10 protein-coding genes are annotated in these 13,415 nt (G+C 41.2%); 9 read left to right on the top strand and 1 reads right to left on the bottom strand.

What is annotated here, in order from left to right:
• Window positions 1-6 precede the first annotated feature (6 nt).
• The 3 genes from QTN47_RS08305 to QTN47_RS08295 all read left to right on the top strand — a co-directional run bounded on the left by QTN47_RS08305 (window position 7) and on the right by QTN47_RS08295 (window position 4,373).
• Entirely contained in the window at window positions 7-1,023 is a 1,017-nt protein-coding gene (locus QTN47_RS08305) for a zinc-binding alcohol dehydrogenase family protein (protein WP_369328884.1), read from the top strand.
• Between the two features lie 231 nt (window positions 1,024-1,254).
• Entirely contained in the window at window positions 1,255-2,727 is a 1,473-nt protein-coding gene (locus QTN47_RS08300; RefSeq protein WP_369328883.1) for a tagaturonate reductase, read from the top strand.
• A 2-nt stretch (window positions 2,728-2,729) separates the two neighbouring features.
• Window positions 2,730-4,373 (top strand): UxaA family hydrolase, encoded by a 1,644-nt coding sequence (locus QTN47_RS08295; protein WP_369328882.1) that lies wholly within the window; start codon window positions 2,730-2,732, stop codon window positions 4,371-4,373.
• A gap of 214 nt (window positions 4,374-4,587) precedes the next feature.
• On the opposite strand, the gene QTN47_RS08290 is transcribed toward QTN47_RS08295, so the two are convergent.
• The gene (locus tag QTN47_RS08290) at window positions 4,588-4,761 is read right to left on the bottom strand and encodes a hypothetical protein (RefSeq protein WP_369328881.1); all 174 of its coding nucleotides are present in this window, start codon (window positions 4,759-4,761) and stop codon (window positions 4,588-4,590) included.
• 423 nt (window positions 4,762-5,184) lie between these two features.
• On the opposite strand from QTN47_RS08290, the gene QTN47_RS08285 reads away from it, so the two are divergent.
• From QTN47_RS08285 to QTN47_RS08260, 6 genes are all read left to right on the top strand, one after another.
• Window positions 5,185-5,907: a hypothetical protein gene (locus QTN47_RS08285; RefSeq protein WP_369328880.1), complete on the top strand. Its 723-nt coding sequence runs from the start codon at window positions 5,185-5,187 to the stop codon at window positions 5,905-5,907.
• A gap of 30 nt (window positions 5,908-5,937) precedes the next feature.
• Window positions 5,938-6,714, top strand: a complete 777-nt coding sequence (locus tag QTN47_RS08280; protein ID WP_369328879.1) for a hypothetical protein — start codon at window positions 5,938-5,940, stop codon at window positions 6,712-6,714.
• A 171-nt stretch (window positions 6,715-6,885) separates the two neighbouring features.
• Window positions 6,886-7,605, top strand: coding sequence for a hypothetical protein (locus QTN47_RS08275; protein WP_369328878.1), 720 nt, complete (start codon window positions 6,886-6,888; stop codon window positions 7,603-7,605).
• A 306-nt stretch (window positions 7,606-7,911) separates the two neighbouring features.
• Window positions 7,912-8,310 (top strand): helix-turn-helix domain-containing protein, encoded by a 399-nt coding sequence (locus tag QTN47_RS08270; protein ID WP_369328877.1) that lies wholly within the window; start codon window positions 7,912-7,914, stop codon window positions 8,308-8,310.
• Window positions 8,311-8,597: 287 nt separating this feature from the next.
• The gene (locus tag QTN47_RS08265) at window positions 8,598-11,564 is read left to right on the top strand and encodes a SusC/RagA family TonB-linked outer membrane protein (RefSeq protein WP_369328876.1); all 2,967 of its coding nucleotides are present in this window, start codon (window positions 8,598-8,600) and stop codon (window positions 11,562-11,564) included.
• Between the two features lie 15 nt (window positions 11,565-11,579).
• A complete protein-coding gene (locus QTN47_RS08260; RefSeq protein ID WP_369328875.1) occupies window positions 11,580-13,307 on the top strand; it encodes a RagB/SusD family nutrient uptake outer membrane protein in 1,728 nt (575 codons plus the stop codon).
• The last annotated feature ends 108 nt before the right edge of the window (window positions 13,308-13,415 follow it).

The following is a 13,415-nucleotide window of genomic DNA, read 5'->3' as shown; positions in this document are numbered from 1 at the left end:
ATAAAAATGAAAACACTGGTTTGTTCACAACCCGGATTGTTGGAATACAAAGAGATGGCAGCGCCCGTTATGGAAAAAGGTCGTGCCATCTTAAAAATAAAAAGAATAGGAATCTGTGGTACTGATCTTCATGCGTTCGAAGGCACGCAGCCTTATTTTAACTATCCGCGCATATTAGGACACGAACTTGCAGCAGAACTGGTGGATAAAGATGGTAATGACGGATTTTCTGCAAATGAAATCGTTACAATCATTCCTTACTTCAACTGCGGTACCTGTATAGCCTGCCGGAATGGGAAGCCAAATTGCTGTGCTTCTATACAGGTTAGTGGCGTACATGTAGATGGTGGTATGACGGAATATTTATCAGTGCCTTCTTATTCACTCGTTCACGGAGGTGGATTGACGACGGATGAACTTGCTTTGGTGGAGCCACTGTCAATCGGGGCTCACGGCGTAAGAAGGGCGGGTGTTCAAAAAGATGAATTTGTATTGGTGATAGGCGCAGGACCTATTGGGTTGGGAACAATGGAATTTGCACGCATCGCGGGAGCAAATGTCATTGCAATGGATATGAACGAACAACGGCTTGCTTTTTGCAAGGAAGCGCTCAGCATTCAACACACAATTAATCCGGCAAAAGAAGACGCGTTGAACAGGTTACGTGAGATTACAAACGGTGATATGCCAACGGTGGTTATTGATGCCACCGGAAGTGTACGCGCAATAAACAATGCCTTTCAATACATGGCGCATGGCGCCAGATATGTGCTCATCGGTTTGCAGAAAGACAACATCTCATTCAGTCATCCTGAATTTCACAAGAGGGAAGCAACGTTAATGAGTAGCCGTAATGCAACAAGAACAGATTTTGAGCATGTTATGTATTGCATGAAACAAAAGCTGGTTCAGCCTTCTAACTATATAACACACCGCTGTAGCGCTGATGAAATTAAGGAGCAGTTCGAAAGCTGGCTTGACCCGAAGAATGGAGTGATAAAGGTGATGACCGAATGGGGCTGATAGCGATCAGGTTTCAGGTTTCAGGTGTGAGGCGTGAGGTGAGGTATCGCACTAATATAAGGGATAAAGCTCCCAGCATCAAACCTGATACCTTACGCCTGATACCTTATACCTCCCTCTGATAAAAACCAACAAGAATTAAGCAAAAGGCAATAGCAAGCCTTATTAGAATTATATTTTATTTCGTATACTGAAAAGCCAGTGTACCGGTCGATGAATAAAAATTTACAGATGCAACTTTCAAAACATATTGTTCCAAAAAAGGAGCTGCCGGAAAAAGTTCTGCAATTCGGTACTGGTGTTTTACTGCGTGGATTGTGTGATTATTTTATTGATAAAGCAAACAAGCAGGGAATATTTAACGGCAGCGTAGTTGTTGTCAAATCCACCAGCAGCGGAGGAGCAGATGAATTTGCAAGCCAGGATGGATTATACACCCATTTTGTCCGCGGAATTGAGAACGGTGTTACTAAGGACGAATCTATAGTAAATGAAAGCATCAGCCGTGTTGTGTCGGCGAACGATCAATGGCAGGACGTGTTAAAATGCGCAGTAAATCCTGACATACAACTAATCATTTCCAATACAACGGAAGTGGGTATCACGTACCATGAAGAGAATATTTTTGAAGGAGTACCAGCCTCATTTCCCGGAAAATTATTGGCCTTCCTTCACGAGAGATATAAAGCTTTTAATGGATCTGATGAAGCAGGGATGGTAATTATTCCAACCGAGCTGATAACAGAAAATGCCACCAAATTGAAAGCTATTCTGTTACAGTTGGCTGCATTTAATCATTTGAATGACGGCTTCGTTAAATGGCTTGAAAATGCCAACCATTTCTGTAACTCACTTGTTGATAGAATAGTACCTGGAAAACTTTCAGGCGGAGAAAAAACGGCTGCTCAACAGTCACTGGGATATACTGACGACCTGATGATAATGAGCGAAGTGTACAGGTTATGGGCAATAGAAACCAGCTCCGAAAAAGTGAAAAATGTGCTATCCTTCAGCCAGGCAGATGACGGCGTTGTACTTGCTCCGGACATTTACAAATTCAGGGAATTAAAGTTGAGATTGCTGAACGGAACGCATACTTATTTGTGCGGGCTTGCAGTGCTGGCTGGTTTTGAAACAGTGCGGGACGCGATGCAAAAAACATATTTCAAAAGCTTTGTGACGGAACTAATGCTCAATGAAATCTGTAATGCGATCACGGATGACAGCATTTCATATGATGAAGCTAAAACGTTTTCTTTGAAAGTAATTGATCGTTTTAGTAATCCTTACATTGAACACAAATGGCTGAGCATTGCATTGCAATACACTTCAAAAATGCTGTTACGCAATGTGCCGGTGCTGTTGAAATATTATGAAAGGCGTCATGAAGTTCCTTATTTCATGGCAACAGGGTTCGCAGCTTACCTGCTGTTTATGAAAAATTGCAAAACAAGTGACGGTGAAGGTCAGACTGGTGAGTACCTGATCAAAGATGATAAGGCAGAAATATTGAAGAAATATTGGGCGGAAGCAGCAGATGCAGATGATCTTGTTGATCGTGCATTAGCCGATCAAACATTGTGGCAGACAGATCTTACAAAGCCCGAAGGATTTGCCCGCGCAGTAAAAGAAAGTATTCAGAATCTTACACATAAAGGAATAGAAACAACCTTACAAAACCTATCGTATCTAAACATTGCATAACTATGAAGCATGTAATAACAAAAGTGCATCCAAAGGATAATGTGATTGTAGCCCTTCAGAATTTAAAAAAAGGTGAGACTCTACAATATAACGGTGAGGACTTCGTGTTGGAAGAAGACATCGCAGCCAAACATAAATTTACCACTGTGGCGCTGCAGCAAGGTGAAGCCGTGTATATGTATGGTGTTTTAGTGGGCAAAGCAAAAGCTCCGATAAAAAAAGGAGCAGCGATAACAACAGAGAATCTGCAGCATGCTGCGGATCCATACACGTTGGGGAAACGCAAAACGGACTGGCACAAACCGGATGTAAACAAATGGAAAGAGGCAACCTTCAATGGTTTTCATCGTCCGGATGGCAGTGTAGGTACTGCCAATTATTGGTTGATAGTGCCGCTGGTTTTTTGTGAAAACAGAAATGTAGAAGTTATCAAAGAAGTGTTGATTGAAAAACTGGGTTATGGCAGAAAAAGCAAGTATGACAATTTCGCTAACCAGATGATCGAGTTATATAAATCCGGCAGAAGTTTAGATGATATGCCGGTTGATATCGCTTTGGAAAATGATCAGCAGCAACGCTTGTTTAAAAATGTGGACGGAATAAAATTTCTTACACACGATGGTGGTTGCGGTGGCACGCGTCAGGATGCGCAGGCATTGTGTGGTTTATTGGCGGGATACATAACACATAGCAATGTTGCAGGTGCAACAGTTTTGAGTCTTGGTTGCCAGCACTCGCAGGTATCCATTCTGAAGGACGAGATAGCAAAACGCGATCCTAATTTCAGCAAGCCGCTATACGTTATTGAACAACAAAGGATCGGTCTTGAAAAAGACGTAATGGCTGAGGCGATCAGCAAAACATTTAAAGGACTGATTGATGCAAATAAGATTGAAAGAAAGCCAGCTCCGTTAAGTAAGTTGTGTATTGGGCTTGAGTGCGGTGGTTCTGATGGCTTTAGCGGAATTTCAGCAAATCCTGCGATAGGGTTCACTTCCGATCTGGTGGTTTCTTTAGGGGGCTCTGTTATTCTTTCCGAGTTTCCCGAACTGAATGGTGTGGAACAGGAAATGAGCGACAGATGTGTAACTGATGAGGTTGCTACCAGGTTTAATAGCCTGATGACACTGTATAATGACCGTGCAAAGGCTGTCGGCAGCGGGTTTGATGCGAATCCTTCTCCCGGTAATATCAGAGACGGATTAATTACAGATGCTATCAAATCTGCAGGTGCTGCAAAAAAAGGCGGAAGCTCCCCTGTTACTGATGTGCTTGATTATCCTGAAAAAGTAACAAAGCCAGGTCTGAATCTTTTGTGTACTCCCGGTAATGACGTGGAATCAACTACTGCAGAAGTAGGTAGCGGCGCTAATATCGTGCTGTTCACAACCGGTCTTGGTACGCCTACCGGTAATCCGATTGCACCCGTTGTAAAGCTTTCTACCAACACCGCTTTATATAAAAAGATGCCTGATATCATTGATATAAATACCGGTAGCATCATAGATGGTGAAGAAACTATCGAACAAGCGGGTGAACGCATCCTTGATTATCTTATTAAGGTTGCTAGCGGAGAAGAAAAAGTGGCTGCTGTAAGACATGGACAGGATGATTTTATTTTATGGAAGAGAGGCGTGTCTTTGTAGTGAATGGTGAATGGTCAATAGTGAAAAGTTAAGCAACAGATATTTTCTTTTTGCTGTTAAATAGTTAGGTGCTGTTATATCCTGTAAAGGAAGTAGCAGCACTTCTTTTTTGTAAGTTGTTTTAATGTAGCTATTAGCTGTCAGCTATTAGCTATGAGGTGTCAGGTACCAGGTTTCACGTGTGGAGGCGTGAGGCGTAATGTATGAGGGCCGATCACTCAACTAATAAAGCATTTTCTTGTTTTAGGTGTGCCCTCATTTTCAATTCTCCATTAAAGAATGCATTTCTTTCTGCGGTAAGTGCATCAAAAAGTTGTCCTACACTTTCAAAGTGTAGGACAACTTTTTGCAAATTAGGTGCTGTTATATCTTTTATAGGAAGTGACACCGCTTTTGTTTGATAAGTTGTCTAAATGCAAATAATAAATTCTGCACCCACCACCTTAAAATTTGCGACGGCTATTGACAAAGCTTTTTTTGTCGTTTAATTTTGTCGATTGACCGGCTTAAAAGAGATCTTAAACCAGACTTTTCAAAGGTTGCTTGTAATTGTGAAAGCCGGTGTACCAGCTGTGCGATGTCCGCGCAGTTACTTCCAATACCATGACATAAAGGGCAAGTTGCTATTAGATCATCGTCTCGTTACGCGAATGATTTGATTGTGGTTGTGTTTTACGTTGCCCGAAGCAAAGACAATTGTTCGTACCCGCATTAAAACTGAAAAAATATTCCCGCAAGGGAAACGGCATCGTATTGCCTATAAACAAGCTTTATAACAAAAAAATTATCTCAAAACCACAAACCATTTATCATGAAAAGAATAACCCGTGCTGCCACGGTAATTTGCTCCGTGTTCCTGTTGTATTTTTTGCCGGGGTGCAAAAAAGCTTCCGGTTGGCTCGAAGATGTCCAGCAAAATGCGCTGAGTCATTACAAGATCAATACGATTCAGTTTGTTCGCGATGACAATCAATGGGTAATGGGTGCCAGGTTCAATTACGATGCAAAGGGCAACCCCGTTAAGATCACCATGCTAGGTAATGCTGATCTTTATTATCCAAACTATAATCTGTCGTATGATGATCACAACCGCCTTAAATCATACAAAGTCTTTCTTGACCATGGCGCCGGTACCTATGAAACATTAAGGAACGAGACCTTTGTTTATAAGGACTCAACTACAATCCTCACAAAAACATCTACATTATATCTCGATGGTAAAGGACGTGTTGTTAAAGAAGTTACCAACGCGCACGACAGCACCATTTATAAATATGATGAGCGTGGAAACCTGGTAATTCCAGGCGTTTCCTATACACTCAAACCGAACATAAGGCGGCTGCATCCTGCTTTTCAGTTAATTGATCGTAACTATTCCGTTAATACTGCGGTTGATGAATCAGGCCAGGTAAACAAAGCCGGATTGCCGATCACGTTGGCACGTGTTGGTCGCGACTTTTTAGGAATCTGGTATACGAATCCCAAAGGTGCATCAAACAAGCCTGATGCCACAATCGAGTATATCAATGAGTAATCTATCCTTCATCAATTAACAAAACTAATCATGAAAAATAAAAATATACTTTCTCTATTAGCGGTAATCTGCATATTGGTTATTCAGACGGGCTGTAAAAAGGTAGCCGATTTTTATACAGATATACATCTGGATGTTAAAGGCCGTTACCAGGTGAAAAATGTTTCGTTCACTACTGGCTATGGCCCTGAAGCGGTCAAGAACTACAACTTTTTTTATAGCGATGACAAAAAACTTGAAAAGATCCAATATGGAGAATATGATAGGATTGAATTCACTTATAACCCACAAGGTAAATTGCGCAAGATGATGACATTGGGCTACAGCGCTAAATATGGCGACTATGACCGCGCCGATCTATTTTCTTATCCCGATTCAAATACAATAATACAAACTATCTATTATGGTGGGCAAATCTGGGAACCGATCTGGGGGCTTGACAGTGCTGTTAAAGTAATGAAGCTTGATAACAAGGGAAGGGTGATCTGGGAAAAAACTACGGTAGCCACAACATACTCCGGAGAGATAAAGGGACGCATTCTTACCTACTCATATGATGCGGACGGCAACCGTGTAATTCCTGCTGTTACTTATACAAAGAAACCTTCCATAAGAAAGCTGGATGATGTATTTATGTTGTTGGATAGAAATTACAGCGTTAACACCGCTTCTGATGAAAGCGATCAATTCAACACTGCCGGACTGCCTGTCAGGTTGAAGCGCAATAAACGCGATTTTCTTTCTCTTGGATACTCTAATTTCAAGAACAATAGCATTCAGGACGTGGTTGTTGAATATACAAAATAGCCATAAGCACTGGGTGCGCGTCTGCTTGTTAATGCAGATTGAATGAGCGAAAAAGTGCCAACGTGTCCTACACTTTGAAGTGTAGGACACGTTGGCACTTTTTCGCTGTCGATTTCTCCCCCAACATTATTTAGTAATTTTGTTTCCATTTTTTATTTATTGAATAGAAAGATGATGGATAAAGCTGTTGTTGAAAAGTTGCGCGAAGTATTAATGGATCAAACAAAAGAGCGGCTTGTGCTCGAAATCCTATTGCTTTGTTCGGGTGATAAAGAGATTGAGGCAGATTTTAAAAAGCGGTATTTTCCGCGACCGCCAAAGCCTTCCATATTGTCGGATGAACAGATAAGTGCGATTGCTGAAGGGATTGATATGGGTAATGTTTTTTACGTAAACCTGGAAACCAGGGAAACGGAGGAAATGTTTAGTGATGAACATTTGTCATTATATGGCATTTCGATTGAAGATGACGAAGAGGAAGAAGATGATGATGAAAAAGATGATCAGGATGATGATGATGATGATGATGATGATGATGAGCCCAATCGTGATTTGCCAGATTGGCAAAATGAGATGGAGGAAGACGTAAGAAAGCAGGTAAAAAGAATTAAATCGTGGAAAAGCTCAATTCTAATTAAGGCTCCCGGTTCACACATTGCATACAATTTTATGCAGTTATTTGTGACAAGGAGAATTCCGGAAAATAAGCAGCAATACTTTGAAGATACATTGCAGGGCCGCAAACCTTTTGCCAGGTTCAATCACGCGATTCATAATTCGGCATACCGTGAAGATTGGTTTGCTTTTAAAAAACAAATGATGATGCAGTATGTGAAAGATTGTTTGGATGAAGCAGCCGGCGAACCTGATGAAGGGAGTAAAGGCGAGTGATGAGACAGTTGAGGCCACAAGGTATCCCGACATGCTGTGTAAATCTGTCCTACACTTTAAAAGTGTAGGACAGATTTACACAGCATCCGAAATCCTCCAGAAAGCCGGATCATCAAACAACATACGCATTAAACAATACAGACTTGTTTCGTTTAATGAAACGCTATAATTTTCTGACTCAATATTTCTACTCTCAACATTACCTCGCTGGCGCTAATTTATTCCTCCGCTTACTTTTTAATGCAATAATTAAGTGGCTGCCGCAATGCTTATATCTTACATTTGCGTTTTCGAACCCTACGCGATATGACCGATTATAACATCCATCATGGAAGAAATGTTAAACGTTTTCGTGAAATGCTGGGAATGAAACAAGATACACTCGCTTGCGAATTAGGTGCGCATTGGAGCCAAAAAAAGATTTCGCTTCTGGAAGCAAGAGAAAACATTGAACCCGAAATATTGGAACATATTTCAAAGGCTTTAGAACTGCCAAGGGAAGCTTTTGAAAACTTCAATGAAGAAACAGCCAGGAACATTATTTCGAAAATGTATCGCGACCATTCAAATATCAACGATTTAAATTATCACTCGTCTTTCAATCCGTTTGATAAAGTAATTGAGCTATACGAACGGATGCTGAAAGAAAAGGATGATACCATTTTCAGACTGGAAAAATTGCTTGAAAAACATATTAATAATTGAATAGCATTCTATGGAAGTACTGTTATAGTAAAGCAAACCATTGCCTCAACCTATCTTCCTCTGATTTTTTGTGATATTCCTGATAGAAAAGAATTTCCTTTTCATGTTACCAATGCTTTTCCTGCAATATTCCTCTTGTACTGTCAACAATGCGAAAATGCAATTAAGTTAACGATTCCCGGAATAACTTATGCCCGTCCTGAATAATTTAGATGCCTTTGCTTTATCGATTTAGCCGCACCTTAGTCATCGATCAAAAAATATTCTCTAATCCTTAACCTACGCGCATGAGAAAGAAAAAAAGTCTAAGCTTTTGCTTGCTGATTCTATTAACGTTTTCATTTTCGTCGTCAGCCCAACAATTAAAAACAATTACCGGGAAAGTCACCGATACAAGTAACGTTGCACTTCAGAGTGTTTCGGTGATCGTTAAAAACAAAAGCGCTGCTACAGAAACGCAGAAAGACGGAACCTTTTCCGTCAAGGCCAGCGATGAAGACACACTGGTATTCTCCCACATTGGCTTCGCCGACAAACATGTTTATGTCGGTTCAAAAAGTACTATTGACGTGGTTCTCAGTGAGGGCATTTCAGATCTCTCTAATGTAACCGTTACAGTAGTGAGTATTGGCTACGGAACGCTTAACAAAAAAGAAGTCTCCAGCGCCGTAACACATATTTCGGGAAAAGAGTTGCTTAGTGTCGGAGGAAATGGCGCACTAATGTCATTGCAAGGAAAGGTGGCGGGACTAACCGTTTCAAACACATTTACTGCTGACCCAAACTCTACGCCAACGATCCAGCTAAGAGGTGTTTCATCCAGGAATGCCGGGTTGGAACCTTTGTATGTTATCAATGGAATACCAGGTGGTAATATCAACAATATTAATCAAAACGATATAGAGTCGATAGATGTTCTAAAGGGTGGTGCTGCATCTGCTATTTATGGAACGCGCGGCAGCAACGGTGTAATTATCATCACTACTAAAAAAGGATCATCCGAACCGCGGCTATTTTACGATGGATACATTGGACTGGATTTTATCACCAATAAATTGAAGGTGCTGTCAAGGGATGAGTTCGTTGCACATAAGGAAAGAGGTAATGATTTTGGGCACAATACAGATTGGCTGAAACAAGTAAGCCGCGATCCTGCCATATCAACCAAACATACACTTCAGTTTTCCGGCGGTGGTGTTAAAACCAATTATATGGTATCTGCAGATTATCGCAGGGCAGAGGGGATTGATCTGCGTGCAACAAAAGAAGAATATGGAGCAAGGTTGAATATTAATCACACTGCAGCAAATAATCTGTATACAGCGTCAATAAATATAGCACCAAGGTATTATAAAGTGAATCACGCTTATATGGAAGGGTTCAACTATGCACTAACGCTGAATCCAACAATGTCGCCTTATGACAGCCTTGGCAGATATGCCTATATCCGTACCGGTTTTTTTGCCAACAACCCGATAGAAGAAGCAAAGGCTATACTTAAACAGCAAGATGCCAAACTCATTGACATGAGTGGCTCTTTTAAACTCAACATAACAAAGACCTTAAGCACAACTGTAACGGTTGGAGAAACTGGCTTCTCTTATCGCAATTATGATTTTACACCCTCAACCATTACTTATAAGCAAAAATCAAACGGAGGTAACGGACGCAGCACTGCGCAGCAAAAGCAGGAAGATACCGATCAAAAGAATTTTGAATGGATAGGCAATTATGATGTGAACATAAGCAAGCACGCGTTTAAGCTGGCTGGTGGATATTCTTATCAATATTCAACCTATTCTCAATTTTCTGCCGGTAACGAGGGGTTTCCGTCTGATGTGCTGACCTATAACAATATGGAAGCAGGTTGGTGGGATGCCGAAACTGGCATAAAGGGCGTTAGCTCATCGAAAAACAGTTCCAAACTAATTTCTTTTTTCGGCCGGGTAAACTATGACTTCAACAAAAAATATTATTTGTCTGCCAGCTTAAGACATGAAGGTTCCTCTAAGTTCGGAAAGTCAAACAAGTGGGGTAATTTTCCGGCCGTCGCTGTTGCCTGGCGGCTAACCCAGGAGAAATTCATGCAAAACATTCCCTGGTTGAACGATCTTAAATTAAGAGCGGATTATGGTACAACCGGTAATCAGGATTTTGGTAATTATAAATCATTAAATACATACGGAGGCTATGGCTATTATATATACAACGGAACGACTTACCAGGTTTGGGGACCCAATCAGAACGCGAATTACAATCTGAGGTGGGAGAAAGCGATCAATTTTAATGCAGGCGTGGATTTCGATCTGTTTCAAAGTTTACTTTCCGGTAGCATTAACTATTATCAACGAACCAACAAGGATTTACTAGGTGATTACAATGTGCCGAATCCGCCCAATATCAGACAGCAGACTTACGCAAATGTGGGAACCATGAAAAATGCCGGGCTGGAAATTCAGCTCAATGCAAATGTTGTAAGGCACAAAGACTTCAACTATAATATTTCGTTTGCGGGGGCTACCAATAGCAACAAATTCATCTCTTTTTCTAACGAAATATACAAAGGGCAAAAGTACGTTGATGTAGTTGGTATGCCTGGTCCCGGAACCCCCGGCAATGTTCAGCGAATAGAAGAAGGCAGACGTGTTGGGAGCTTCTATACATGGCGTTCCGCCGGAGTAGATAGCACCGGGGCCTTATTGGTATATACTAAAGATGGAAAGACAATAAGAGGAGATAAAGCCACTAATGATGATAAGCAATATACCGGTAATGGATTACCTCAATTCACTGCAAGTATGGGACACTATTTTAAATACAGGAACTGGGATGCAGGTGTGTTTCTTCGCGGAGTTTTTGGCTACAAGATCTTTAACACCTTCGCATTTAAACTGGGTACACCCGCTACGCAGCAAAATGCCAACGTGCTTACAACGGCTTATGACGGCGGTAAATATTCAAAGCTTACAAACGGCGCTACGTACGCAACTTTATCTGATTACTTTCTTGAGTCCGGCAACTTTGTAAAAATTGACAACATGTCTGTTGGTTATACCTGCCGGTTTAGCCAGAGCATCAAAATTCGGTCGGCACGTGTTTACGCTACTGCCAGAAATTTGCATTGCTTTACAAAATATAAAGGGGGTGATCCTGACCTTGTGCCAATCAATGGCTTATATCCGGGAGTAAACAACAGGCTCAATTATTACCCCTCGTCACTTCAGCTACTTTTCGGACTTCAGGTTAATTTCTAAGCAAAACCTTTAAAAATGATACATAATAAATTTATAAGCCGCGTGTTTAAATCTGCATTTTATATTGTACTTACACTTTCTGTAAGCTGTACAAAACTTGATGAGACTTTATATGATACGATCGATTCCGGCAATTTTCTGCAGACGAAAGAGGATGTGATCAGAGATTTTTTAAGGGCCTTTGAACATTCTTACTGGAGCATACAGGGCGGCAACACATTTATGTTGCAGGAAAACAGTACAGATGAACTAATGACGCTGAACAGGCAGGGCGACTGGTTTGATGGCGGGCAGTTTCAGCGGGTTCATTATCATACATGGACACCAAATGATGGATTTACAAATGATGCGTGGAACGCGCTGTATGAGGGCATTTGCCTTGCAACAAATTCATTGGAAGATCTGGAAGGAATTACTGATCCTGCAAAATTCAGTATGACACAAACAGAACTTGACGGCATGATTGCAGAGTTAAAAACGCTAAGAGCCTGGCTAAATCTACGGGCAGTCGATTTTTACAGGAATATTGTGTTGGTAACAAAAGTTAAAGGTGAAGTGCTCGGCGGTCCGCAGGTTTCACCACAAGAGACTTTTGATTTTATTGAAAAAGAATTGAAAGATGCGTTGCCAGCTTTGTTCACAAGGGATCAATTAGGCAACAATGCGATTGGGCGGTGGACAAAAGGTGGCGCCGCTGCTTTATTAGTGAGACTGTACCTGAATTCCAAAGCATATACCGGCATTGATAAATTCACTGAATGCGCTGCTCTTTGTGAAGATCTTATTAACGGCAAATATGGTTCCTATGCACTTGAGCAAAGATGGGACGCACCATTTGATTACAACAATGCACAATCATCCGAAACAATCTTTGGTTTCCCCGGAAGCTTTGGGCTTACACACTGGCAGTACGACGGTGGTATGTATTTTAATGCCATAACTTATGAGGCTCCCCGATATTTTGGTTTTACTGATTGGGGAGAAGCTAATCCAAAATTTGCCCTACAGCCAGGAAGAGATGTTGATAGTGTTGAATACAGCTTTGCATTAGGCAAACCTGTTGTTAAGTTTCAAAAATATCCGGATGATTTTCGGTTGAAAAAGTATAAAAATTTAGGCAATAGTAAAAGGGAAGGCATGTTCCTTTTTGGTTATCTCCCTTATACAACTGTTGATGGAAGAATAGACACTGTGCGTGGCAACAAAGGACCATATCCGTTGTTTATTCGTGACCAGGCAGGCATGTTCCTCGACGCAAAACCTGGAACTAAAATAGCAGACAAAGAATCCAACATGAATCATGGAGATCATAACTCCGGTTATTTTCCTGTAAAGTATCCGTTCTATCCAAGTGATGATGCTAATAAGATTTCGTCTGCTTATGCAGAAATAAGATTTGCAGAGATCTATTATTCATTGGCAGAATGCAAATACAGGCAGGGTGATAAAGCTGGTGCTGCTTCTTTGTTAAATGCGGTACGTGTTCGTAATTATCCTGATGGTTCCCCAAGTCTTTATAAAGCAGACGGAAGTCAGTTGACCAACCAGGAAATCCTCGATGAGTGGGGCAGGGAATTTTTGGTTGAAGGCAGAAGAAGAACCGATCTTGTTCGATGGGGTGTGTTTCATTCTGGAACGTGGTGGGATAAAAAGCCCGATGCAGACGACCACACAGTTATTTTCCCAATTGGTCAGAACGTATTAAATGCATCAAGACAATTAAAACAGAACCCGGGTTATTAGGATCAAACACCGTAGAGACGTTGCACTGCAACGTCTCTTTTTTATTGCATGACAACGTCATGCAACGGCGTTTTGGAATAATGTGAACGTTGCGGTGCAACGTTTTTG

Source organism: Danxiaibacter flavus, assembly GCF_041060425.1.
GTDB classification, from domain to species: Bacteria; Bacteroidota; Bacteroidia; order Chitinophagales; family Chitinophagaceae; genus Danxiaibacter; species Danxiaibacter flavus.
This window is presented reverse-complemented; position numbering and strand designations above follow the sequence as displayed.

Excerpts from the sequence above, each read along its gene's own strand:
- QTN47_RS08305 (WP_369328884.1), top strand. The coding sequence starts at position 7 with ATGAAAACACTGGTTTGTTCACAACCCGGATTGTTGGAATACAAAGAG.
- QTN47_RS08300 (WP_369328883.1), top strand. The coding sequence starts at position 1,255 with ATGCAACTTTCAAAACATATTGTTCCAAAAAAGGAGCTGCCGGAAAAA.
- QTN47_RS08295 (WP_369328882.1), top strand. The coding sequence starts at position 2,730 with ATGAAGCATGTAATAACAAAAGTGCATCCAAAGGATAATGTGATTGTA.
- QTN47_RS08285 (WP_369328880.1), top strand. The coding sequence starts at position 5,185 with ATGAAAAGAATAACCCGTGCTGCCACGGTAATTTGCTCCGTGTTCCTG.
- QTN47_RS08280 (WP_369328879.1), top strand. The coding sequence starts at position 5,938 with ATGAAAAATAAAAATATACTTTCTCTATTAGCGGTAATCTGCATATTG.
- QTN47_RS08275 (WP_369328878.1), top strand. The coding sequence starts at position 6,886 with ATGATGGATAAAGCTGTTGTTGAAAAGTTGCGCGAAGTATTAATGGAT.
- QTN47_RS08270 (WP_369328877.1), top strand. The coding sequence starts at position 7,912 with ATGACCGATTATAACATCCATCATGGAAGAAATGTTAAACGTTTTCGT.
- QTN47_RS08265 (WP_369328876.1), top strand. The coding sequence starts at position 8,598 with ATGAGAAAGAAAAAAAGTCTAAGCTTTTGCTTGCTGATTCTATTAACG.
- QTN47_RS08260 (WP_369328875.1), top strand. The coding sequence starts at position 11,580 with ATGATACATAATAAATTTATAAGCCGCGTGTTTAAATCTGCATTTTAT.